At 41.6% G+C, this 26204-nt stretch carries 21 protein-coding genes; 18 read left to right on the plus strand and 3 right to left on the minus strand.

Going from position 1 to position 26204, the window contains the following annotated elements:
- Positions 1-88: 88 nt before the first annotated feature.
- From FHW89_RS10100 to FHW89_RS10135, 8 genes are all read left to right on the plus strand, one after another.
- The gene (locus FHW89_RS10100; protein ID WP_172334925.1) at positions 89-1066 is read left to right on the plus strand and encodes a YeiH family protein; all 978 of its coding nucleotides are present in this window, start codon (positions 89-91) and stop codon (positions 1064-1066) included.
- Between the two features lie 94 nt (positions 1067-1160).
- Positions 1161-2306 (plus strand): methionine aminotransferase, encoded by a 1146-nt coding sequence (locus FHW89_RS10105; RefSeq protein WP_172334926.1) that lies wholly within the window; start codon positions 1161-1163, stop codon positions 2304-2306.
- A gap of 117 nt (positions 2307-2423) precedes the next feature.
- Positions 2424-3209, plus strand: coding sequence for an amidohydrolase (locus tag FHW89_RS10110; protein WP_172334927.1), 786 nt, complete (start codon positions 2424-2426; stop codon positions 3207-3209).
- Between the two features lie 581 nt (positions 3210-3790).
- Positions 3791-5065 carry a TolC family protein gene (locus tag FHW89_RS10115; protein ID WP_172334928.1) on the plus strand — a complete coding sequence of 425 codons (1275 nt, stop codon included), beginning with the start codon at positions 3791-3793 and terminating at the stop codon, positions 5063-5065.
- A gap of 22 nt (positions 5066-5087) precedes the next feature.
- A complete protein-coding gene (locus FHW89_RS10120) occupies positions 5088-6191 on the plus strand; it encodes an efflux RND transporter periplasmic adaptor subunit (protein WP_253952212.1) in 1104 nt (367 codons plus the stop codon).
- Between the two features lie 126 nt (positions 6192-6317).
- Entirely contained in the window at positions 6318-9458 is a 3141-nt protein-coding gene (locus tag FHW89_RS10125; protein ID WP_172334929.1) for an efflux RND transporter permease subunit, read from the plus strand.
- 441 nt (positions 9459-9899) lie between these two features.
- Complete coding sequence (locus FHW89_RS10130; protein WP_172334930.1) at positions 9900-12503, plus strand: GH92 family glycosyl hydrolase; 2604 nt, start codon at positions 9900-9902, stop codon at positions 12501-12503.
- A gap of 226 nt (positions 12504-12729) precedes the next feature.
- On the plus strand, positions 12730-13095 hold the full coding sequence (locus FHW89_RS10135; protein WP_172334931.1) for a hypothetical protein: 366 nt from the start codon (positions 12730-12732) through the stop codon (positions 13093-13095).
- 95 nt (positions 13096-13190) lie between these two features.
- Here the strand turns inward: FHW89_RS10135 and FHW89_RS10140 are convergent, their stop codons facing one another.
- A complete protein-coding gene (locus tag FHW89_RS10140; RefSeq protein WP_172334932.1) occupies positions 13191-14069 on the minus strand; it encodes a polyphosphate kinase 2 family protein in 879 nt (292 codons plus the stop codon).
- Positions 14070-14345: 276 nt separating this feature from the next.
- On the opposite strand from FHW89_RS10140, the gene FHW89_RS10145 reads away from it, so the two are divergent.
- Entirely contained in the window at positions 14346-16679 is a 2334-nt protein-coding gene (locus tag FHW89_RS10145) for a penicillin-binding protein 1A (RefSeq protein ID WP_172334933.1), read from the plus strand.
- A 541-nt stretch (positions 16680-17220) separates the two neighbouring features.
- On the opposite strand, the gene FHW89_RS29125 is transcribed toward FHW89_RS10145, so the two are convergent.
- Positions 17221-17298 (minus strand): hypothetical protein, encoded by a 78-nt coding sequence (locus FHW89_RS29125; protein ID WP_371742445.1) that lies wholly within the window; start codon positions 17296-17298, stop codon positions 17221-17223.
- 84 nt (positions 17299-17382) lie between these two features.
- Between FHW89_RS29125 and FHW89_RS10150 the strand changes: the two genes are divergently transcribed.
- The 3 genes from FHW89_RS10150 to msrB all read left to right on the plus strand — a co-directional run bounded on the left by FHW89_RS10150 (position 17383) and on the right by msrB (position 21418).
- Positions 17383-20061: a tolB protein precursor gene (locus FHW89_RS10150; protein ID WP_371742440.1), complete on the plus strand. Its 2679-nt coding sequence runs from the start codon at positions 17383-17385 to the stop codon at positions 20059-20061.
- A gap of 120 nt (positions 20062-20181) precedes the next feature.
- Positions 20182-20784, plus strand: a complete 603-nt coding sequence (locus FHW89_RS10155; protein ID WP_172334935.1) for a fasciclin domain-containing protein — start codon at positions 20182-20184, stop codon at positions 20782-20784.
- A 157-nt stretch (positions 20785-20941) separates the two neighbouring features.
- Complete coding sequence (gene msrB / locus FHW89_RS10160; protein ID WP_172334936.1) at positions 20942-21418, plus strand: peptide-methionine (R)-S-oxide reductase MsrB; 477 nt, start codon at positions 20942-20944, stop codon at positions 21416-21418.
- Here the strand turns inward: msrB and FHW89_RS10165 are convergent.
- Positions 21408-21764, minus strand: a complete 357-nt coding sequence (locus tag FHW89_RS10165; RefSeq protein WP_172334937.1) for a GIY-YIG nuclease family protein — start codon at positions 21762-21764, stop codon at positions 21408-21410. The two genes, msrB and FHW89_RS10165, sit on opposite strands and share 11 nt — an antisense overlap.
- Before the next feature lie 85 nt (positions 21765-21849).
- Here FHW89_RS10165 and FHW89_RS10170 point away from each other — a divergent pair, with 85 nt between their 5' ends.
- From FHW89_RS10170 to FHW89_RS10195, 6 genes are all read left to right on the plus strand, one after another.
- Positions 21850-22626 (plus strand): LexA family transcriptional regulator, encoded by a 777-nt coding sequence (locus FHW89_RS10170; protein ID WP_172334938.1) that lies wholly within the window; start codon positions 21850-21852, stop codon positions 22624-22626.
- A 78-nt stretch (positions 22627-22704) separates the two neighbouring features.
- Positions 22705-23079: a hypothetical protein gene (locus FHW89_RS10175; protein WP_172334939.1), complete on the plus strand. Its 375-nt coding sequence runs from the start codon at positions 22705-22707 to the stop codon at positions 23077-23079.
- A 58-nt stretch (positions 23080-23137) separates the two neighbouring features.
- A complete protein-coding gene (locus FHW89_RS10180) occupies positions 23138-24265 on the plus strand; it encodes an 8-amino-7-oxononanoate synthase (RefSeq protein ID WP_172334940.1) in 1128 nt (375 codons plus the stop codon).
- Positions 24258-24875 (plus strand): dethiobiotin synthase, encoded by a 618-nt coding sequence (bioD, locus tag FHW89_RS10185; protein WP_172334941.1) that lies wholly within the window; start codon positions 24258-24260, stop codon positions 24873-24875. Before FHW89_RS10180 ends, bioD begins: the two co-directional genes overlap by 8 nt.
- A gap of 65 nt (positions 24876-24940) precedes the next feature.
- Entirely contained in the window at positions 24941-25846 is a 906-nt protein-coding gene (locus tag FHW89_RS10190) for a 3-hydroxyacyl-CoA dehydrogenase family protein (protein ID WP_172334942.1), read from the plus strand.
- A gap of 52 nt (positions 25847-25898) precedes the next feature.
- Positions 25899-26189, plus strand: a complete 291-nt coding sequence (locus FHW89_RS10195) for a YXWGXW repeat-containing protein (RefSeq protein ID WP_172335321.1) — start codon at positions 25899-25901, stop codon at positions 26187-26189.
- Positions 26190-26204 lie beyond the last annotated feature (15 nt).

Genomic DNA, 26204 nt, shown 5'->3' on the forward strand with positions numbered 1-26204 from the left:
CATAACTAAAAGTTATCAAAGATTGTCTTTTGTGATAAAAATTGCAGTGAGTAAAAGTTCACTTTTGTGGTGTTAAATTATATATCACATGCATACCAATCATCAATTTACCAATAACACAAATACGTTATTGCTTAATGTAAGCTCTAACGCGCGCATAGTAATTTTTATAATATGTTTTATACTTTGCTTAACGCCATTTGTAAGTCCGGCGGTAGCACTTTTAATGGGGCTTATTATAGCTCAGTTCACTGGTCACCCTTACCTCCATCTTAATCATAAGGCCACACATTTGTTATTACAGGTATCGGTTGTAGGCTTGGGCTTTGGCATGAACGTTCATAGCGCGCTGCATGCGGGTAACGAAGGTTTTCTATTTACCATATCCTCTATCAGCGGAACGCTTATTTTAGGATATTTCGTGGGTAAATGGTTTAATATCGAAAAGAAAACATCTTTCCTTATTTCTTCAGGAACCGCTATTTGCGGCGGAAGTGCCATCGCGGCGATATCACCAGTAATTAAAGCCGAAGAAAAACAAATATCGGTAGCGCTGGGCTGCATTTTTATTCTTAATTCCGTAGCGTTATTCATATTCCCGCTGATCGGGCATTATTTAAACCTGTCACAAAGCCAGTTTGGTTTATGGTGCGCGATAGCCATTCATGATACCAGCTCGGTAGTAGGCGCCGCCAGCAAATATGGCACCCATGCTTTGGAAATTGCAACTACCGTTAAACTGGCCAGGGCTTTATGGATAATACCTGTAGCTTTTCTGTCCTCATACCTGTTTAAAAACAACTCAAAAAAAATAAAAGTGCCCTATTTTATAGGCCTGTTTATTTTGGCCATGATCATTGATACCTATTTACCTGCCGTTTCTGTTATCAGCCCTTACATCATCAAAATTGCCAAGGCCGGTTTAACGCTCACCCTATTCCTGATCGGGGCCGGTTTATCCCGTGCGGTTTTATTATCTGTAGGTTTCAGGCCTCTGTTTCAAAGCATATTATTATGGATAGCCATATCTGCCAGTGCGCTTTATGCGGTGATACATTGGGCGTAATTAATTTTCATATAAGAATAAATAATTTCAATAAACAAAAAAAACGTGTTTTTACGCATGTGTGGTTACTGTTTTTTGTTTATTTTTAACCCCAATGATACCTGTTGTTTCAAAACTCCCCCAAACTGGCACAACCATATTCACCGTCATGTCGGCCCTGGCCAACGAGGTTGGTGCAATAAATCTTTCGCAAGGTTTTCCTGACTATAATTGTTCACCAGAACTTATTGAACTGGTAAACAAGGCTATGAAAAATGGCCATAATCAGTATGCGCCCATGGCAGGTGTTATGGGCTTACGCGAAAAAATTGCTGAGAAAACAGAAAAACTATACGGAGCCGTTTATAATCCGGATACCGAGATCACGATAACCGCTGGTGGCACCCAAGCTATATTTACGGCCATTAGCGCGGTTATTCACCCCAATGATGAAGTGATCATTTTTGAGCCGGCTTTTGATTGTTATGCCCCTGCCATTAAATTGATGGGAGGCGTTGTAAAGTCGTTGGCGCTTGAACCGCCAAACTATCGCATTGCCTGGGATATGGTAAAAAGACTGATCAATCACAAAACTAAAATGATCATCCTTAACTCACCTCAAAATCCAACATCCACCATATTACACAGGCAGGATATTGACGAGTTGAGCGCCTTAGTTAAAAATCAGGACATATTGATATTGAGCGACGAGGTATATGAACATCTGATATATGATGGCGAAACCCATCATAGCATGGCCCGGTACCCCGAATTACAGCAAAGGAGTTTCATAGTTGCATCATTTGGTAAACCCTTTCATGCTACCGGCTGGAAGATTGGCTATTGCATGGCCCCGGAGCATCTGATGACAGAGTTTAGAAAGATCCATCAATTTTTAGTGTTTGCGGTGAATACGCCTATACAATATGCCATTGCCGAACATTTAAAAAATGAAGAGACTTATTTAGGCTTACCTGATTTTTTTCAGCAAAAAAGAGACTACTTCCGGAAAGGGCTTGAACAAACCCGTTTTGAACTATTGCCCTGCCACGGATCCTATTTTCAATCAGTACGTTATAGTGCCATAACGGATGAAAAAGACGCTGACTTTGCTATCCGTATGGCTAAGGAAAACGGGGTGGCTTCTATACCCGTTTCGGCCTTTTATACCAAAGGCATCGATCATCATGTATTGCGATTTTGTTTTGCCAAAAGGCAAGAAACCTTGGATAAAGCCGTTGATAGATTATTGAAGGTTTAATTTATGGTTAAATATATTGTCTATAAATCATACTTTTGATGAATAGCAATAAGGTAGAGTAATTGTAATTTATTTTTACAACCACCTGTCCATCTACTAACTATTAAAATACTGCTTATGGATAATCTTAAAATTACTGTTTTTCAAGGCTACCTTTTCTGGGAAAATACCGATAAAAACTTACAGAACATTTCTTTGAGATTATCAGGCGGAATACGCGAGAAAACCGATCTCATTATATTACCCGAAATGTTTAGCACGGGTTTTACTATGGATGCCGAAAAACTGGCAGAACCCATGGATGGTAAAACCATGCAATGGATGCTTAAAACCGCTCAGCAATATGATTGCGTAGTAACCGGCAGTATTATTATAAAAGAAGGTGATAAGTTTTACAATCGCCTCATCTGGATGCGACCAGATGGCGCTTATAATCATTACGATAAGCGTCACCTTTTTGCACTGGGTAAAGAACACCATACTTACACAGCAGGTAATAAAAAGCTTTTTGTTGAACTTAACGGATGGATAATTTGCCCCGTAATATGTTACGACCTTCGTTTCCCGGTATGGCTTCGTAATATAAACGAAAACGCTTATGACCTGCTCATTGTAGTAGCCAACTGGCCCGAACGCCGCGCCTTACATTGGCGTACACTATTGCCTGCGCGCGCCGTGGAAAACCAGAGCTATGTAATTGGCGTAAACCGTGTAGGCCATGATGGTAATGAGGTTTATCACTCCGGCGATTCCACTTGTATCGACCCGAATGGCAATGTGGTATATTACAAACGCGACGAAGATGATGTGTACACCTTCTCCATTATAGCCGATGAAGTTCAAAAAGCCCGCCGGGCTCTGCCTTTCTTAAAGGACGCCGATGGATTTGAGATAGAAATTTAACTGTTGTTAACCCAATCAGGAATAAGAGAATTCGTATCGAATAATGAATTTTTAATTTCCAATATCGAACCCATTTACAATATCGCCAGGGTTCTCGCATAGAATCCTGAAGACTAACGTATCTCCTCCTAAGATCGCTTTCATCGTCATAAAGTGGGTTTACACATAAACCTGTTTTACGGCTATAAAATATACTCAATAATTTGATTATCAATTAATTAAATCAATGTAAACCATAAAAAAGTGTAAACCATGTAAACCCACTTTTTTAATAAAATAGTCCCATTTTTTTTTAAAATTATGCTTTAGGAAATTAGCTACAAGCTTCTTAAAAATTCCCCATTGATAACTTTCAAGCCAAAAACTTTTGGTAAGCCTTTTGCCGAACTTATTTTGAAAACTTTACGTAAGACATTCTGATAACCTCTATATTTAACTGTATTTACACTTTATCACTGCCCGATATATTATATTGTATCGCCCGTATTTGTATCAACGTTCTTTTAATTCTATCATTAACCCATCTTCATATAAAATTCATACCTATTATGAATTTTTGTAGTGTTGAATAGACTAGGACTATGTATAAGATAAAACCCCTGCTTTTTTTATCAGTCGTACTTTTTACTTTTAGTACCACCCGGGCCCAGGCCCAAACTGACACCGTTAAGCTTACCTTTCAGGATGCAGAAAAACAATTTCTTGAAAACAACTTAAGCCTTTTAGCCCAAAAGTATAACATAGAAGCGTCGAAGGCGCTCATACAACAGGCCAAACTTTGGGACAATCCCGTATTAAGCACCGATCAAAACATCCATACCGGTGGCAGCAACAAATTCTTTGACCATAGTAAAGGCCAAGGACAAGTATTTGTACAGTTAAACCAGGTATTTACCACAGCCGGTAAACGCGGCAAACAGGTACAAATGGCCAAAGATGATGCCATGGTGCAGGAGGCTGCTTTTAATGATCTGATGCGCAACCTGCGTTATAATCTCCGCCTTGATTTTAGTCAGTTGGCTACGCTGAACGCCCAGGCTAAAGTTTATCAGAACGAGATCACTTCTGCAACCAACCTCGTGAAGGCTATCCAAAAATCATATGATGCGGGTAATACCTCCATGAAAGATCTGATCAGGCTTAAAGCTTTACTTTTCGGCCTGCAGAACGACATGGTAGAGAACAACCGCCAGATCAATGATCTTCAAACCGAGCTAAAAACCTTACTGCAAACCAAAGAGACTGCTTTTGTAGACCCGATCATTAATGATAACCCAACAGAGAACGTGTCGCTTGATATTCCGTCGTTAATTGAACAGGCTAAAGCCAGCAGACCCGATTACCTGTCGAACCAGTACCAACTGAATTCAGCCACGCATAACCTGGCCTATCAGCGGGCACTGGCAGTTCCAGACATTACCATCGGTGCATCATATGATAAAAACAGTAACTACGCACCAAACTATTATGGCCTGGAAATTGGCTTACCCTTGCCCTTCTTTAACCGCAACCAGGGTAATATCAAATCGGCTAAGTATAACATCCAGAGCCAGGAGAGCACTTTAAAACAAAGCGAACTACAGCTTAAAAATGATGTTGTTGCTGCTGTAAATCAATATAAATTAAATCAGCAGCTGTTTACTACACAGCAGGTTGAATTTAATGAGCAGTATGATAAATTATTTAGCAGCATGCTCAAAAGCTTTCAGCAACGACAGATCAGCCTGATTGAATTTGTTGACTTTTTTGATACCTATAAAGACACCAAGCTCAAGATATTGCAACAGCAGTATAATCTGCAAAAATCTATTGCTGATCTCAATTTTGCTATTGGTATTCCTGTAATTAAATCCTGATAATTTTTATAAATATAAAATAATGATGAAAAGAGAAACGCTGTTGTCCGGCATCTCCGCTTTACTATTACTTGCCGCCTGCAAAGGCAAGCCCCAGCCTGTGGCAGAAAACCTGCCTGTTACTGTAAGCGACTCTATGGCGCGTATGATCACTATTGACACAGCAAAAACTACCGCCATGAAAGATGAGCTTAGCCTTTCGGGTGAAGTATCTTATGATGATAATAACGTGATCAAGGTATTCCCTTTTGCTGGTGGTCAGATACTGGAAGTAAAAGTGTCCTTGGGTGATAAAGTTACAAAAGGCCAAACGCTGGCGGTAATGCGCAGTGCTGATATTGCCGGTAATTACACCGATTTAACAGCTACCAAATCGGATCTCGCTATTGCCAAACGCCAGTTGGAGCAAGCAGAATACTTGTACAAAAATGGCATTTCAAGCGAGCGCGACTATACCGAAGCTAAAGAAAACTACAACAAAGCAGCTGCAGCCAGTACCAAGGTTCAACAGCAAATTGCCATCAACGGCGGTGGTAACACCTCCGCAAGTGGTTCCCTGATCATTAAGGCGCCGGAGAGTGGTTTTATCGTTGAAAAAAACATCACGGCCGGAAGCTTTATACGCCCTGATAATAGCGGCAACATGTTCACTATCTCTAACATGAAAGATGTTTGGATATGGGCCAACGTGTTTGAATCTGATATCAGCAAGGTAAAACCCGGCTATACCGCAAAGGTAACTACAGTAGCCTATCCGGGTAAGGTATTTACCGGCAAGGTTGACGCCATCAGCTCGGTGCTTGACCCTGATAACAAGGTAATGAAGATCAAGATCGTATTACCGAACACAGATATGCTGCTGAAGCCGGAAATGTTTACTAATGTGGTGATCTCTAATAATGACAAGGCTCAATCAGTAGCTGTACCTGCAAAAGCAGTTATTTTCGATAACAGTAAGTACTACGTAGTGGTATACAACAGTAAAAGTGATTTAAAAGTACGCGAAGTAAGTGTAATTAAAACGGTTGATGATGTAAGCTACATCTCATCGGGCTTAAATGCCGGCGATAAGATCATCTCTAAAAATCAGCTATTGTTTTATGATGCGCTAATGGGTGATAAATAGATTTTTTATTGGTATCAAGTAGCTAGTATCAAGTATCATGACCCTAATCGTGATATTTATAGTCTCCAAAAGATCTTGATACTTGATACTAGCTACTCGATACTAACTTAACTACAAGATACTGCAATGAATAAATTCATTAAAAATATAATCTACTTTTCGTTAAGGCATCGTTACTTCGTGTTTTTTATGACACTGGTACTGGTAGTGCTCGGTATATGGAGCTACATGAATACGCCTATTGAAACGTTCCCCGATGTTACCAATACGCAGATCATCATCATAGCGCAATGGCCTGGCCGCAGCGCCGAGGAGGTTGAAAAAATGATCACCATACCCATGGAGACCGTTTTAAACTCGGTACAAAAAAAGGCTAACCTGCGTACTACTTCCTCATTTGGTTTATCCTATGTCCGTATCATTTTTGATGACGATGTGGACGATGCCTTCGCCCGACAGCAAGTATTAAGTCGCCTGGGAAATGCCGACCTACCCGACGGTGTAAAACCCGAAGTAGAACCACCCTACGGCCCTACCGGCGAGATTTACCGTTATACGCTTAAAAGCCGTACCAAAACCATTCATGATCTGACCGCTATTCAGGATTGGATCCTGGATCGTCAGTTCAAATCGGTACCAGGTGTGGCCGACGTAAACAGCTTTGGCGGTGAGGAAAAAACTTACGAGGTAAGTGTTAATCCTTACTTACTTCAAAAATATGGCCTTACCTCGTTGGACGTATACAACGCTATCAACCGCAGCAACATTAACGTAGGTGGCGATATTATTGAAAAGAACGACCAGGCCTATATTGTGCGTGGTATTGGTTTGATCAATAATATTGATGAGATCCAGAACATCATCATCAAAAATGTAAACAACGTACCAATCCTGGCCAAAGACGTTGCCGAAATTAAAGAAAGCGGTTTGCCCCGTTTAGGACAGGTAGGGCGCGATAAGCATAACGACGTTATTGAAGGCATTGTAGTAATGCGCAAAGGTGAAAATCCTGCCGAAGTCCTAAAACGCATCCGTGATAAAGTAGCCGACCTAAACAATAACGTATTACCCAAGGATGTGAAGATCGATACTTTTTACGATCGTACCAACCTGATGGATTTTTGTACTGAAACGGTTATCCATAACCTGTGTGAGGGTATCATCCTGGTTACAGTTATCGTATTCCTGTTCATGGCCGATTGGCGTACAACGCTCATTGTGGCCATCATTATACCACTTGCACTACTATTTGCATTTATATGTTTACGCTTAAAGGGCATGAGCGCCAACCTGCTTTCGATGGGTGCCGTCGATTTTGGTATCATCATTGATGGCGCCGTGGTAATGGTTGAAGGGATATTTGTGGCCCTTGACCATCGCGCCAAAGAAGTAGGCATGCAGAAGTTTAACGGCCTCGCCAAATTGGGCTTGTTTAAAAATGTAGGCTCCGAAATGGGTAAAGCCATATTCTTCTCCAAACTCATCATTTTAACCTGTTTAGTGCCGATTTTCGCCTTCCAAAAGGTTGAAGGTAAAATGTTCTCGCCATTGGCCTACACCTTAGGCTTCGCCTTATTGGGAGCATTGATTTTCACCCTTACCCTGGTACCGGCCCTATCCAGTATATTATTGAGCAAAAACGTTAGGGAAAAACATAACCCAATAGTTATATTTTTCGAGAAAGGCATCCGCAGGATGTTTAATTATACTTATCGCAATCAAAAGTTAAGTTTACTAGTGGCAGTATCCTTTATGGCGGTCACCTTCTTTTCGGCCAAGTTCTTAGGTTCTGAGTTCTTACCGCAGCTTAATGAGGGCGCATTATGGGTAACAGCACAGTTACCGATGAGCACATCGCTGGAAAGCTCGGTAAACGTGACCAACAAGATGCGCGATGTACTGGCCACCTTTCCCGAGGTAAAACAGACCCTATCGCAAGTTGGTCGTACTAACGACGGTACCGATCCGAAGGGTTTCTTTAACGTACAGATACAGGTGGATCTGAAACCAAAAGACCAGTGGAAAAGCGGGCTTACCCAGGAGCAATTGATCGCCAATATTGATAAAAAACTCAGCCAGTTTCCTGGTATCATCTTCAACTATTCGCAACCTATTATTGATAACGTGGCTGAAGCAGTTGCTGGTGTACCTGCTTCTATGGCTGTAAAAATATTCGGCCCGGATTTCAATGTACTTGACCATAAGGCTGATTCTGTAATGGAGGTGCTCAAACACGTACAAGGTGTTGAAGACCTTGGCATACTTCGCAACTTGGGTCAGCCCGAGTTCAGGATTGAACTCGATCAGCGCAAAATGGCCCTTTATGGCGTATCAACTGCCGATGCCAACGCCGTTATTGAAATGGCCATTGGTGGTAAAGCGGCCACTACACTTTACGAAGGCGAGCGCAAATTCGATATCCGGATCCGTTACCAAAAGCCCTTCAGAGATACTCAGGATAAAATCGAAAACCTGATGGTACCTACTATGAATGGTTCTAAGATCGCTATCAAGGAAATATCCAACATCACCACCCAAACCGGACCGGCCTTTATTTACCGAGACAATAACATGCGTTATATAGCGGTTAAATTCTCGGTTCGTGGTCGTGATTTGGGCAGTACCATCGCCGAAGCACAGCAAAAAGTAAATTCCGCCGTTAAGCTCGATCAGGGCTATTCCTTTACCTGGAACGGTGAGTTTGAGAACCAGATCCGCGCTTCAAACACGCTGGCTCATGTAGTGCCTGTTTGTTTACTGGTTATATTCCTGATTCTGTTTATCACCTTTGGCAATGCCAAGGATGCTATACTGGTTATCATGAACGTACCATTTGCACTTATTGGCGGGATCCTGGCCCTGCATATTACCGGCACCAACTTCAGTATATCGGCAGGTATAGGTTTTATAGCCTTGTTTGGTGTTTGTATTCAGAATGGTGTGATCCTGGTATCGGTTTTCAAAAAGAACCTCGAAGAAAAAATGCATCTCAATGAAGCCATATTAGAGGGCGTAATTTCCAGGGTTCGCCCGGTGGTGATGACTGCGCTGATGGCTGCTATTGGTTTATTGCCCGCAGCAGTATCAACCGGTATCGGTTCCGAAACCCAAAAGCCATTGGCTATTGTGGTGATAGGTGGCCTGGTGACATCAACTATTTTGACATTACTGATTTTGCCAATCATTTATGCCATTGTTTACCGTCTTATCCATCGCCGTGAAAACCGTAAACTTTTGAAAAAAATGGGGATGGTGCGCAATGCTTAAAAACTTTTTAAAGCTTTTATTTTAACACTTTTTGATCAAAAACAGGACAAAAAGGGCCTCTTTTTACCCTGTTTAACGAATTTTTAACACCAATTTAACACTTTTTAACAAATTTTTGGCGGGTTTTAAAAGTTTTAAAAAGTATTAATAACTACATACCAAACGGTCGGTTTTATCCCTTGTAGATCTTAACTAAAGAGTCCCGATTTTCCATTATTCAAGGAAACCGGGACTCTTGTTATATGTACAGAAATCATCTGAATCAGGGTTTTCAGAATTTAATAATTCTCAGGATTTGATTAGCAACCTACCCGGCATTTTACTCATTACTTTGAAAGCCCTTACTCGTTGTTCCCAAAATCCCCACTCACTTAATTTGCGTTTTTTGATTGTGACTTTTAAGTTTTAATTTGCGTGATATAATAAACAGCATTTACCTGTATGCCCGTAACAAAATTTGCACTACGTAATGTTTTAACATTTTCTTTATTGTTAGCCTCGGCATCTCTTGCGATAGCCCAAAAGGCCGAAAAGAAAAAGGAGAAAGATTATGCGCAACTGGTTGACCCTTTTATTGGTACCGGCGGGCATGGGCATACTTATCCCGGTGCGGTATTGCCCTTTGGTATGGTGCAGCTAAGTCCGGATACACGTTTGACCGGCTGGGATGGTTGCTCAGGCTATCATTTTACCGATACCGTGGTTTATGGCTTTTCACATACGCATTTGAGTGGTACCGGTATTGCCGATTATTGCGATGTATTGTTTATGCCCACCACCGGCGATCCGCAATTTAAAAACACCGATTACAGCTCGGGCTTTAAAAAGAAGAACGAACTGGCCTCGCCAGGGTATTATAAAACCCTGCTTGATAAATATAACATCGGCGTAGAACTTACCGCCACTACCCGGGTTGGCGTTCACCGTTATGATTATCCCGGTACCGCAAAGGCTAATATTATTATTGATCTGCAACACCGCGACGCGGTTATTAATTCCTGGATAGAAGTGGTGAACGATCATGAAGTGCGTGGATTTCGTAAATCCAGCTCATGGGCCAAAGGTCAGCTTGTTTATTTCTACGCTAAATTCTCTAAACCTTTTAAAACTTATGGTATAGCCAGCAACGACCAATTACAGGAAGGCCAGAAAAAGGTGGAAGGCAAAAACGTCAAGATGTACCTGCAGTTTGATAACCCTGGCGAGGTGATCTCAAAAGTGGGTATATCCTCGGTAAGTGCAGAGGGGGCATTAAAAAATCTGGATGCCGAAGTGCCCGATTTTGACTTTAAAAAAGTACAAAAAGCTGCCAGGGCCACCTGGAATATCGAGCTGAACAAGATACAAGTAGAAGGTGGCGCCCCTACTGTTGCCCAGGCCACGCAAACCGCTCAAACAGAACTTAGGGCCAGCGGCGGCGGTACTGGTCGTGTACCTAAAGAAAAACGCCCGGTAGTACCCGATTATTCCCGCATTAAACAAACCATTTTCTATACCGCTTTATACCACGCCATGCTGGCGCCCAACATTTACAACGATGTGGACGGGCAATATCTTGGGCTTGATCAAGAGGTACATACCGCGCAGGGTTTTAATTATTACACTGTGTTTTCATTATGGGATACCTTCCGGGCCGAGAACCCTTTGTTAACGCTGATAGATAGAAAACGGACACACGATTTTATCAAAACTTTCCTGGCGATGTATGAGCAGGGTGGTTTATTGCCGATATGGCCGCTGGCCAGTTCCGAAACCTATTGTATGATCGGCAACCATTCTATCCCGGTTGTTGTTGACGCTTATGCCAAAGGCATCCGTGATTTTGATGCTGCCGAGGCTTTTACAGCCATGAAGGCCGCTGTAAACCGCGACCAGTTTGGTTTGGATAATTATCGTAAAAATGGTGCTGTACAGGCCGATGCGCAAAAGGAGTCTGTTTCGAAAACGCTCGAGTATGCTTATGACGATTGGTGTATTGCCCAGATGGCTAAAATGCTGGATAAGCCCCAGGATTATGCAGAATACATACAACGCGCCCAATACTGGAAAAACATATATAACAACCAAAATGGGTTTATGCAGGCCCGTGTTAACGGCGGCTGGTTTGCTCCTTTTAATCCTACCGAAATCAACCACAATTATACCGAAGGCAATTCCTGGCAATACTCGTTCCTGGTACCACAGGATGTCGATGGTCTGATAACCCGCATGGGCGGTAAACAGGCTTTTGAGGCTAAGCTTGATGAACTATTTACCACCGATTCCAAACTGAGCGGTAACACGCCACCCGATGTGGCCGGTTTGATCGGGCAATACGCGCACGGTAACGAACCGAGCCATCATATGGCTTACCTGTATAACTTTACCGATTCGCCTGATAAAACCCAGTTCTATATCGACCGTATCCTGCGCGAGGAATACAGCGAAAAACCGGATGGTTTGGCTGGTAATGAAGATTGCGGTCAAATGTCGGCCTGGTATGTGATGAGCTCCCTGGGCATTTATAACATCGCGCCGGGGCAAAACCAGTTCCTGGTGGGGATACCCCAGTTTGATAAGGCTACTGTTTACCTGGAGAATGGCAAAAAATTCACTATCACCAATTCGGGCGCGGGTATAAGCAGGGCCAATACCTATTTGCAGGGCATGAGCCTGGCCAAAAAATCATATAATAAACTGTATTTAAACTACAGTGACATGGCTGATGGCGGCGAATTTGAAGTATTTACCGGCCGGCTATCCAACAAACTGTTTTTACAAGATCTGGAAAAACCCATATCCTCCATTACTGATAACCTCATCGTGGCCAATCCTTACATCATAGCGCCATCCAAAACGTTTAAACAACCATTCAGCATCCAGATCAAAAGCTCGGATGCTGATGCTAAAATATATTACACACTCGATGGATCGGCACCAACAGCCTCGTCAACCTTGTATAACACGCCGGTCACTATATCGGCCAGTACAATGGTTAAAGCCATAGCCATTGTAAACGGTAAAAGCAGCTTTGTTGATGAGGCTAGTTTTGTGAAGGAAAATTAAGAATACGGCATGCCGAATTTATTTCGGCATCCCACATGCAGGCTTACACAACATCATGATTAACCTGTCCTGCGAGATCCTGAAACAAGTTAAAGATGATTTTCTTTAGTTCTCATCTCCCCACTACATCCTCAAAAGCTATGATTTAAAAAAAAATTCAAACATTTAATGGCAAAATATGGTTAGCTTTAATTAATAAACTGTAAAATCTAAATCATTAATCACCATGAATGACATTCCATCAAAAGACGACGGCAAAACAGCCGGAATTGTAAGTTACTTTTTTATCATCGGCTGGCTTATCGCTTATTTTGCTATGTATAAGGATAATAAAACCGCACAGGCGAGCTATCAGTTAAGACAAACGTTATTATTTCACATCGTTTCCATAGTTATTTACTGGGCGGCCTCGGCCATCTTCGCGGCCATATTTTTCTCCGGAGGATATACTATTGGTTACTCACTTTTCTGGATAGTACGCGTTGGGTTATTTATTTTATGGGTGATAGGCTTTATTGGTGCCATTAATGGCGAAAGTAAACCAATACCGCTTATCGGCGAAAGAGCACAAACAATGTTCTCGAATATATAAGGCATTTCTAATGAACAAAGGGTATCACCCTTTTATATTTTAATACTTGCGAAGTTTTAAAAACTTTGCAAGTATTTCTTATGCGCTAATGCCCCTCACTCTTTTTCCAGCAGCTTTTTCGCTTCTTCCAACTTTTCCTTTTCCTCTTTGGGCAACACCGGATATTTTAATTTCAGATCTTTTAGTGTTTGAAGAATAACGGTTGAAATGGCTATACGGGTAAACCATTTTTTGTCGGCCGGTATCACATACCATGGGCAGTTTGGGGTGGCTGTTTCCTGGATAGCCCTTTGATAAGCATCCATGTAATCGCCCCAACGTTTACGTTCTTCGATATCAGCAGCCGAAAATTTCCAGTTCTTCTTTGGGTCATCAATTCGTTCTAAAAACCGTTTCTTTTGCTCTCCCTTTGATACGTTCAGAAAAAATTTAATGATCACCGTTCCATTACCGGTAAGATGTTCCTCAAAGGCCCGGATACTTTGGTAACGCTTATCCCAAAATTTGCCATCTATTTGTTTTACATCTTGAATACCGGGTAAATTCTCTTTTAATATCAGTTCTGGGTGAACTTTGGTAACCAGCACATTTTCATAATGCGATCGGTTATGGATACCAATACGCCCGCGCTCGGGAAGCGATCTGTAATGCCTCCATAAAAAATCGTGTTCATAATCTTCGGTACTGGGTTGTTTAAAACTATACACCTGACAGCCCTGCGGATTTAAGCCTGATAACGTATGTGCTATGGCGCTATCCTTACCGGCTGCGTCCATCGCCTGGAAAATGATGAGCAGCGCGTATTTATTGGCAGCGTAAAGCTCGGTTTGCAGGTCAAATGTTTCTGCTATCAGCGCGGTAAGCACATCTTTGGCATCGTCCTTTTCAAAACCATCGGCATAAGCAGCGTCCTGATCTTTGAGCGAAAACCCTTTGCCGTTATCAATCTTAAACTTGTTAATTATGTTACTCATATCAAAGAAATTGCTTTACCTTTTGCCAGCTTAAAATTTAGATGTTAAAATTGCGTTGATAATAATGCAGTTTATTTAAATTTATAAATATCCGCACCAAAAGGCCAATTCGATTTGACCAGACCTATAATAAAACGGTTTTAAGGTACTGAAAATTTAATACCTTATACTTGCAAACAGGTTGGTGACGGGTATACTGTAACTTTTATGTAAACTGTATATATTAATATTTGTTTGACACTATGATTTAGTGTCATTATTTTACATCTTTACCCAATGTTCCGACGTATACGAAACCGATTTTTAAGATATTTCGCCATATTTATTTACTTCGTCATCATCTTTTTTTGTTGTATCGAACTCAATTTCCTTTGGCTTTCGGGTTACTCACCTGATATGCAGGACATTAAAAACCCTGTAATGTCCGTTGGTTCTGAGGTATATACAGCCGATGGTAAGCTAATAGGCCAGTACTATAAAGAGAACCGCTCACCTGTAGAGCTCAAAAACATCTCCCCCAACCTCATCAACGCACTTGTTGCTACTGAAGACGTCCGTTTTTACAAACACAACGGGGTTGATTTCTACTCGTTCTTTACCAGTATGTTATCCACCGCCAAAGGCGAACGCCGCGGGGGCAGTACCATTACACAACAGCTGGCCAAGAATCTGTTCGAGACCCGCAAACGCAAATCGCAAGGCTTTATTAAGCATATCCCGGTTATCCGCACCATAGTTTATAAATGCAAAGAGTGGCTTACCGCTTTTAAAATTGAACACGTTTATAACAAAGAGCAAATACTTACGCTTTATTTAAATACGGTACCTTTCGGCAATAACTCTTTCGGTATTAAAACCGCATCGTTAAAATATTTTAATAAAACCCCGGATAAGGTTACACCGGCCGAAGCCGCCTTATTGATCGGGATGCTTAAAGCTACTTCGAGCTACAATCCGATTAAAAATCCCGACCGCGCTTTGGAGCGTCGGAATACAGTTTTAGGACAGATGCAGAAATATGGCTACCTGACTAAAGCCGGCTATGATACCAGTTTCAAATCGCCTATAAAGCTTAACCTCAGCTATGTGGAAGAGGACTCACATGGCGACTCCTACCTGCGCCGCGCGGTAGAAAAATGGCTGGACAAATGGTGTAAAGAGAATGGCTATAATCTGTATGAGGATGGCTTAAAGATATATACCACCATCGACTCCCGCCTGCAGCGATATGCTGAAGAGGCAGTTGCCGAAAAAATGAAAATGCTGCAAAAGCGTTTCAACAACCTTTGGGGTAATAAAAACCCATGGCGCGACTCCAAGGGTGTCGAGATCAAAGATTTTATCCTCAAAAACGAACAACGCCTGCCTATATTCAGTTTACTGGAAAAGAAATATAAGGGCGATACCGTTCAGATTCAGCAATATTTTAAACAGAAAAAACGGATGACCGTTTTCACCTGGAACGGCGAAAAGGATACCACCTTCTCCACCATCGACTCGATCAAATATTACGCGAAGATCCTGAATACCGGTATGATGACCCTGGAGCCATCAACAGGCAAAATAAAGGTTTGGATAGGCGGTATCGATCATCGCTTTTTTAATTACGATCACGTAAACCAGGCACGTCGCCAGGCGGGTTCAACATTTAAGCCCTTCGCTTATTTAACCGCGCTGGATAATGGCTTTACCCCCTGCGATAAATTCACGGATAAGCCTGTAACCATAAAATATAAGGATAACGGCAAGGATGAAGTTTGGCAACCCAACAATGCCGACTTTAATTTCTCGTACCGCGAAATGTCGCTGCGTTGGGCCATGGGTAAATCGGTAAACTCTATTACCGCTCAGCTGACCGAAAAAGTAGGCTGGGATAAAATTGTGCAATATGCCCATAAATGCGGCATCGAAAGTCCGCTTAAATCAGTACCATCGGTATCATTGGGTTCAAATGATGTTTCGGTTTTTGAAATGGTAAGGGCATACAGCACCTTCCTGAATAAAGGTCAGAAATTAGACCCCATATTGGTAACCAGAATTGAGGATCAGGACGGCAGCGTATTGAAAGAGTTTACCTTAAAACAAGAGCAGGTTATCAGTCCGGAAACGGCATGGCTGATGCTATACATGTTCCGCGGTGGTATGGAAGAACCGGGAGGCACTTCACAGGCTTTATGGGAATATCCTGGCCTGTGGAAAAAAGATAACCAGATTGGTGGTAAAACAGGTACTTCATCTGACTATGTAGATGGCTGGTATATGGGTATTACCAAAGACCTGGTAACCGGTATTTGGGTTGGTGCTGATGACCGCAGTGTACACTTTACCACCTCCGAAACCGGTGAGGGATCGCATACGGCGCTACCTATTTTTGGGCGCTTTATGGAAAAAGTTTATGCCGATCCAAAATCGGGCTATACTTATGGTTCGTTCCCGAAACCTTGGGTAAAAATCACTAAGGAGTACAATTGTCCATCGCCAAGAATAGTAACCGATACCGCCACTGTCGACAGCACAAGCAACCCTATTGACACAACGCACGTATTACCTACACCGGCAACACCAACCACTACACCCGAAAACCCGGAAGGTACACCGCCGGGGCAGTAAATAGCGAGTCAAGATATTACAATCAAGAGTCAGGAATAAAAGGTTAGCGTTGCACTTATAAAAGTACTTTTATAATGAACTGTTTTGCACCCATCTTGACTCTTGATTCTAATATCTTGAGTCTTGATGCTTTTCATTAAATTAGCAATATCTATTTAGTTAAGTTATGAATAAACACTACTCCTTATCAAATAAGGCCCAAAAGCTCACGTTTATATTCCTTTGTTTTATAGGTTCTTTATTGATAAGTACGGGTGCCTATGCCCAGTATTTCGGGCAAAATAAGGTTCGTTATAAAAACCTAAAGTTTAATGTTTACAAAACTCCGCATTTTGAAATTTACTATTACCTAAAAAATGATAGTATGGTAAAGCGATTTGCCCAGGAAAGTGAGTTGTGGTATACTTTACATCAGCAGGTGTTTAAAGACACATTTAAGACCGCCAACCCCATCATTTTATATGCCAATCACCCCGATTTCCAGCAAACTACAGCCATCGACGGCGAAATTGGTGTGGGTACCGGAGGTGTTACCGAAGGCTTAAAAAACCGGGTAGTGATGCCGGTGATGGAAACTAATCAAACTACCCGCCACGTTATCGGGCACGAGTTGGTGCACGCTTTTCAATACCGGGCACTGCAAGGTGGCGAGGGTGATAATTTTGAGGAGATCAACAACATTCCACTATGGATGATCGAGGGTATGGCCGAGTATCTTTCACTGGGTAAAAAAGATTCGTACACGGCTATGTGGATGCGTGATGCCTACCTTAACCATGATATACCCTCGGTACGTGACCTTACAGAAAGCAATAAGTATTTCCCATACCGCTATGGCGAGGCTTTCTGGTCGTTCCTCGGCTCAACCTATGGTGATACGGTAATTGTACCATTCTTTAAAAATACGGCCCGCTACGGTCTTAATTATGGCATCAGGCGCACCTTTGGATATGACGACAAGACTTTATCGCGCCTTTGGAAAACATCGATAGAAAACACCTATAAACCTTTTTTAAAAGATACGGTTCAAAAACCCGTAGGCCTTAAACTGGTGGACAGTAAAACCGGCGGCGATCTGGTGGTGGCACCGGCAGTGAGCCCGGATGGCAATTACGTGGCTTTCCTATCTGCTAAAAGTTTGTTCTCTATTGACCTTTATCTCGCCGATGCACACAAGGGGCGCATCTTACGAAAGCTCACGAGCAAGGTATCCAACACGCATATTGACGAGTTTAACTTTATTGAGTCGGCAGGTGCATGGTCGCCTGATGGGAAGCGTTTTGCCTTTAGCGTATTCAGCAAGGGCCGAAATCGTATGATCGTGGTTGACGTAGCCAGTGGCAATACGCTCAATGACGTGTCGATGGAAAAAGCAGAGCAGTTCAGTAATCTATCCTGGTCGCCTACCGGAAAGGATATTGTTTTCCAAGGCTTATCCGAAGGTCAGGGCGATTTGTACTCTTATAATTTTGATACTAAAAAGGTTACCCAATTAACCAACGATAAATATTCCGATTACCAACCAAGCTATTCCAGGGATGGTAAAAAGATCATTTTCTCGAGTGATAGAACCACTTATGACCAATCCTTAGAGCAGGATATCCCCTTTAACCTGGCCGAACTTGATATTGCAACCGGAAAGATAACTGACATCAAAATATTCAACGGCTCCAATAACCTCAACCCACAATACTCTGCCGACGGCTCACAGATCTATTTTTTATCCAACCGCGATGGTTTCCGCAATATGTACCGTTATACCCTCAGCAACGGCAAAATTGAGCAAATGACCGATCTGTTTACTGGCATCTGTGGTATCACCGAGTATTCGCCCGCCTTAAGTATCTCCAGTCACGATGATATAGTTTACTCTTACTATCGGGCCCAAAAATATGCTATCTATAATGCCAAAGCTTCCGACTTTAAACCCGCTACTTTGCAGGCCACCGATGTAAACTTTAGTGCAGGTATATTGCCACCGGCGCGCGCTGTTGGCGTCGATCTGATCAACTCTAATCTGAATAATTACCTGGCCTATAAGAAGATTCCTGCCGATTCAGTTGTCAACATCGCCTACAAACCCAAATTTAAGCTTGATTATTTAGCAGGTAGTGGTATTGGCATTGGCGTAAGTAGTTTTTATGGCACAAGTTTATCAAGTGGCATACAGGGAGTATTTAGCGACATATTGGGTCGTAACCAGATATTCGCAGCGGCCTCGGTTAACGGGCAAATCTATGATTCGGGAGCGGCTATAACTTATGTAAACCAAACAGGCCGCTGGAACCTTGGCTTTGGCATATCACATATCCCTTACCAATTTGGTGTACAAACACGAACGTTTCCAACAAAAAGTGTGAGCGGCAAAAACGAAACCGTACTTTCAGATAATATCGACATCATCCGCAACTTTGAGGATGCGGCCAGGGTATTTACCTCCTATCCTATTTCAAAAACCACACGTTTTGAAGTTGGTGCCGGCGCATCATATAACACCTACCGGGTTGATCGTTACAGCGATTATTATGCCCTGGATACTACTGTAAATGCTGATAAAAGCAAAACCATCACCACAAATTATTTAACATCTGACAAGAAAAAGGTATCCAACGATGACGAAAGTAAATTAATTGGCACCAGCTTAAAATCATACTCTTTATTCCAGGTATCCACAGCTTTAGTGGGTGATAATTCCTTCTTTGGTGTAACCGCGCCGCTCAATGGATTCAGGTATCGCCTGGAAGCTGAATATAACTTCGGTACTTACCATTTCTTCGCGCCAACTATCGATCTGCGAAAATATGTACGGGTTGAACCGGTTACCTTTGCTGCCAGGTTTTATGGTTATGGTCGTTTTGGGGGTGATGCCACCGGGCTTTATCCATTATATGTAGGTTATCCGTTTTATATACGCGGTTACGAAGGGCAAACTTTCTACAACAACGGGAAAGCAGGAACTAATGGCTTCACCATTGATCAGTTATCAGGAAGCCGCATAGCAGTGTTCAATTTCGAGGTACGTTTACCTTTTACAGGTCCGGAAAAATTGGCCCAGATCAAATCAAAATTCCTGTTTACCGATCTCAACTTATTTTTCGATGCGGGCTTAGCCTGGAACGCCGGCGACCATATTTATTTTCAGAAAAATCCACCAGTAATAGGCGAAAAACCGGTACTTAATGATGATGGTACACCTTCTGTAGTGAACGGGCAACCGGTTACCGAACCAGTGTATGGCCGGGTTCCGGCACTAAGCGCAGGTATATCACTAAGGATCAATGTATTTGGAGCTTTTGTATTGGAGCCCTACCTGGCCGTTCCGTTTAACCGTACGGATGTTAAAAAGCCATTATTTGGTATAGGCTTTACACCCGGATGGTAGGATAATGATCATATAAAAGCAATAAAAGCAAAAGCGGCGCTAAAGCCGCTTTTTTTTATTTAAAACCTAAACGACTCCAAATAGTTATGAAATAATATCTGTTTATATTTGCAACCTGATATGAAAAAAATACTGTTATTGAGTTTGGTTCTGATAATGTGTGGTTTCGCCGTACTCGCCCAGACAGCTGATACCGATCCGGTTAGTAATGTTCCAGCCTCAGGTTCAATGAAAAGCATGGCAGGCAACAGCATGCAACCCGCCAACGATATTGTACAAAATATAGCTGCAGATAAAGACCTGTCCATATTTTATCAATTTGTTAATTCGGCCAATTTAGCCGATACCTATAAAAGTAAAGGCCCAATCACCATATTTGTGCCCGCTAATGAAGCATTTGAAAGTTTACCTACTGGCAAACTCGATACGCTTTTAAAACCCTCACATGTTTGGGAATTAACCCACCTCATTGCATACCATGCTGTTGCCGGGAAATTGAGCGCTAAAGAATTACATAAACAAATCCATAAGCATAAAGGGGCAACCACTTTAACTACTATTAGTGGAGGCAAACTAATTGCGAAAGTGGACGCTAATAATAACATCGTTTTAGAGGATGAAACCGGTGGCCAATGTATCATCAGTCGGTTTGATATTGCCCAAAGTAACGGTGTGGTACATATCATCAACAAGGTGCTGTTACCTAAACCAAAGGCTGTATAATATAGAATAATACAGGCGAGTGACAATCTGCCCGAATGAGTACTGCGTATTTAAGATATAATGAATTGTAAGGTTTAGTTGTTAATAACGACTAAACGTACAGAGGTACGATGAGTGATGGCTCATTGTTTTATTTATATGAATTAAATACTTAGAAATGAAAAGGTTAGTTTTAGCAATAGCGATATTATTGGTTGTAACGGCATTTGGCTGTCAGAACAGCAGTGGACAGGATACCAAAAGAAAGTTGAGCAAACCAGCAGCAGAGTGGAAAAAAACGCTAACATCCAACCAATACCACATCATGGTTGAAAGCGGAACAGAACCTCCCTACCAAAACGATTACTGGAACAATCATCAAAAAGGCGTTTATGTAAGCGCCGCCACCGGAGAGATATTATTTAGCTCCGATGATAAGTTTGACAGCGGTACAGGGTGGCCAAGCTTTGTTAAACCTGTCGACCCCAAAAAAGTTGCCATTGTACATGATGACAGCTATGGCATGAGCCGCGACGAGGTTATTGAAAAAAGTACAGGTTTACACCTGGGTCATGTTTTTGATGACGGTCCTGCAGATCGTGGCGGCAAAAGATATTGCATGAATTCAGGGGCATTAAAATTTATTAAAAAGTAACCGCCCGGCGATTAGCATTTACAGACGGACGCAATTGCGGGCGTACGCGTAAACCATTTTCATATTTTAAACCAATGGTCAGATCTACCCAGTCGGGGTTAACAGGTCTGATCATTTTTTCTTTTTGAGGCCGTGTGTAAGTGCTTACTACTTTGAAACGTTCCATAGCTTGTTCTTCAGTATTGATCTCTTCAAAATAAACCAAACGGTTAAGCTGCTGCGCACTGTCGAAAAATAAGGTAGGCATATCGCTGTAAAATTGCAGTGTTTTTACAAGATCTGAGCATAAACCAACGTGAAGATTTTTCCTGTTTCTGTCGGTGATGATATATACAAAACGTTTCATTTTATGATAAAAATTTTGGTGAACCAATATTTATTACTAACTTTATGAGCATAAAATTACTAATAATTTTAGCAAATGCAAATTTATGTCAATAATTTCACAAAATATTAAGTTTCTCCGCAAAAAGAAGGGTTTAACCCAGCAACAATTTGCCGATCAGTTAGGTATAAAACGTTCATTAGTAGGCGCATATGAAGAAGAAAGAGCCGAACCAAAATACGAACTACTAAAAACTTTAGCAATATTTTTTGACGTTACCATTGATGACTTTATTAATGAAACCATCGATGAAAAATGGGCTCCTAAACCCAAAGGCAATCCAGCTAACCTGCGTATATTAAGTATATCTGTTGATAAAGAGGATAACGAAAATATTGAAATGGTACCGCTAAAAGCCAGCGCCGGTTATTTGAATGGCTACGCCGATCCGGAATATGTATCTCAATTACCTAAATTTTATCTGCCTATGTTTAAGCAGGGCACTTACCGAGCTTTCGAAATCAAAGGTGATTCCATGTTACCTATATTATCTGGTGATATTATTATAGGTGAGTACCTGGAAAATTGGGCCGATATTAAAAGTGGTGAAACTTATGTTGTGATATCCAAAAACGATGGCGTAGTATATAAACGCATCGGCAATAAATTTAAGGAAAATAAAAAGCTCAAGCTAATATCTGATAACCCCGTTTATGAACCTTATGAAATAAATGGAGATGACGTGCTGGAGATATGGAAAGCAAAAGGCTACATTTCTACCCAGCTGCCACAACCAACACCGGAGCCTACTATGGAAAGTCTTACTGCCATGATGGCCCAAATGCAGCGCTCTATATCCAATTTGCAACAAAGCAACAATTAAGTTACATCGGCTTATTTAAACCATTACGATATATCTTTATCCTAAGATTATAAAAACGTAAATAAATTTAAAAAAGCTATGAAAAAATTATTGTTAATGTGCTGTTTCCTGATGGGAATTTCAGCGGTAAGCCACGCGCAAGGTGGTGGCATGCGAAAAAGTCCGGAAGAAAGAGCTAAAGACCTGCAAACACAGCTAAAACTCAGTGACGATCAAACCACTAAAATAACAGCTATATATAAAGAGCAGGCTACCAAAATGGACAGTGTAAGAACCGCCGCAAACGGTGACAGGGATGCCATGAGAAGCGCCATGATGCCGATGATGAAAGCTACCAACGACAAAGTTAAAGCTGTTTTAACTCCGGAACAAGCTACAGCTTATGATGCCTGGATGAAAGAAAGAATGGGCAGAATGAGACAAGGCGGCGGCGGAGGCAGCTCGCAAAATTAATTGATAATAAAAAGCGGCACTAAGCCGCTTTTTTTATTTTTGCACAAATCATTTTCATTTGACGGCGGCAGAAATATATCTTAAAAGTAAACTTGACGAAAGGCAATCATCGGGTATTTACCGGACATTAAAGTCCGAGAACGAGCTTCTTGACTTCTGTTCTAATGATTATCTTGGTTTTGCCCGATCTGCCGTTTTAAAAAACAGTATTGATCAGGAAATACAAAATCACCCACGTAGTTTAAACGGATCAACCGGATCGCGGTTATTATCAGGTAACTTAAAATATGCTGAAGATCTGGAAAAAAGCATTGCCGCGCATCATCAGTATGCGGCGGGTCTTCTTTTCAATTCGGGATATGATGCTAACATTGGTCTGCTATCATCACTAGCTCAACGGGGTGATACTATTATTTTGGATGAATTGATTCACGCCTCGGCTATTGATGGCGCCCGGCTAAGCTACGCCAATCGTTATAGTTTCAAACATAATGATATTGAAAGCCTGGAGGCCAAACTAAAACTGGCTAAAGGAAATTGTTATGTTGTAATAGAAAGTGTTTACTCCATGGACGGAGACACTCCCCCACTATTGGATATATTGAATATCACCGAAAAATATGGCGCTCATTTAATTGTTGATGAAGCTCATGCAGTTGGTCTATATCCTAAAGGCCTGATAGCTGACCTCGGCTTGCAAAACAGGGTCTTCGCATCGTTGGCTACATTTGGCAAAGCACTGGGCAGTCATGGGGCAATTGTATTAGGCAGCGATACATTAAGACAATACCTCGTCAACTTTGCTCGTTCTTTTATTTATACCACGGCGGCTTCCTTTCATCAGCTGGCGGCGGTAAAAATGGCATACCAGTTATTAAATGGTGCAGAACAGGAGATTTCCACTCTCAAAAACAACATCAAATTATTTAAAGAACAGATCAGCCTCGAAAGCTTATACTTATTATTGAACAGCGACAGTCCTGTTCAATGTATCGTACTAAAAAGTAACAACAAAGCCCGTGACATGGCAAACATTTTACAAAATAAAGGATTTGATGTAAGAGCTATACTAAGCCCCACCGTTGCGGCCGGAACAGAAAGGGTAAGGATATGTCTGCACTCGTTTAATACAGCCGATGAGATAAACAAACTTGCCACCATTATTAATCAGTTTATAAATGTCTGATAAACAACCCATATTCATTACTGGTATAGGCACCGGAGTTGGTAAAACTATTATTTCGGCTATCATAACAGAAAAATTAAAGGCCGACTACTGGAAACCTATACAATCTGGCGATCTGGATAACAGCGATACACTAAAGGTGCAAAATCTTGTATCCAACAAAGCTACGCGTTTCTATCCCGAAGCTTACCGGCTAACACAGCCCTTTTCACCGCACAAATCGGCAGCTATTGATAAAATAGTAATAAACATTCAAAATATCGCTCCGCCACAAACCAATAACCAATTAGTCATTGAAGGGGCGGGCGGCCTGATGGTACCATTGAATGATAATATACTGATTGTTGACCTCATCAAACAATTAAAAGCACAGGTAATACTGGTATCACAAAATTACCTGGGTAGTATCAACCATACATTGCTATCACTTAGTATGCTTAAACAATACGATATACCGGTAATGGGCATCGTATTTAATGGTGATAAGGACATTTACTCAAAAACATTCATCCTCAATTATTCCGGGGTAACAGAGCTGGGGCATGTACCCTCTTTTGATAACATCAATCCCAAAGCAATTATTGAAGCGGGAACTTATATCACTTTATAATAAGACAATATTTTGCCAAACAAATAATTTGCACCAACTTAGTTTTTAGGATATAAGCACATACGATGAAAAATATTACCGTAATAGGCTCAGGAACAATGGGCAATGGCATAGCGCACACTTTTGCCCAACATGGCTTTAAAGTGTCATTAGTTGATATTAATACAGATGCTTTGAATAAGGCTGTACAAACTATCACTAATAACCTTGATCGTCAATTAAAAAAAGGAACCATTAACGAACAGTTAAAAACCGACACGCTTGGTCGTATCAAAACCTTTACTGACCTGCCATCTGGAGCTGCAAATGCGGATCTTGTAATAGAGGCTGCTACCGAAAATCAGGAAATCAAACTGGAGCTATTTAAACAGCTCAGTAATATTTGTAGTGATAAAGTGATTCTTGCCTCCAATACATCATCCATATCCATTACACAAATTGCCGCGGTTACCAAAAATCCGGGCAATGTGATCGGTATGCACTTTATGAACCCGGTACCGATAATGAAGCTAGTAGAGGTGATCAGAGGCTACGCCACCACCGATGAGGTTACACAAACTGTGATGCAGCTATCCAAAGCTTTGGGTAAAGATCCGGTTGAGGTAAATGACTACCCAGGATTTGTAGCCAACCGCATCCTAATGCCGATGATTAACGAAGCTATTTATACGCTGTATGAAGGAGTTGCCGGGGTTGAAGAGATTGACACCGTAATGAAGTTGGGTATGGCCCACCCAATGGGGCCCTTACAATTGGCTGATTTTATTGGCCTTGATGTTTGCCTCGCCATTCTAAAAGTACTGTATACTGGTTTTGGCAATCAGAAATACGCGCCATGCCCCTTGCTGATGAACATGGTAACTGCAGGCCATCTGGGTGCAAAATCGGGTAGCGGTTTTTACAAGTATACAGCCGGCAGTAAGGAATTGATTATAGCCGACAAATTCACCAAAAATTCATTAAACCTATAATTATTCCAATGGTCTATAATCTGTAAATATTTCTAATTAAACCATTTTACAGATGAAAAAGATATTGAAAATAGGATTATTATTAGCTTTAACAGGCACTTTATTCAGCTCTTGTGCTGCAGATTATTATGTTGCAGAACGTCCGGTCGAACCCGTTTATGTACGTCCTGTAGCTCCATATGCCGGGGCATATTGGGTGCCCGGTGAATGGGCATGGCGCGGCGGAAGATATGCTTATATTAACGGCTACTATGTTCACCCGCGTCCTGGTCGTGTTTATGTGCAGGGATATTGGCACCCGGTTCATCGTGGCTATGCATGGCACAGAGGATATTGGAGATAAGCTACAAATATGTAG

It is taken from the genome of Mucilaginibacter sp. SG564 (assembly GCF_013149275.1).
In the GTDB taxonomy this organism is placed as follows: Bacteria; Bacteroidota; Bacteroidia; order Sphingobacteriales; family Sphingobacteriaceae; genus Mucilaginibacter.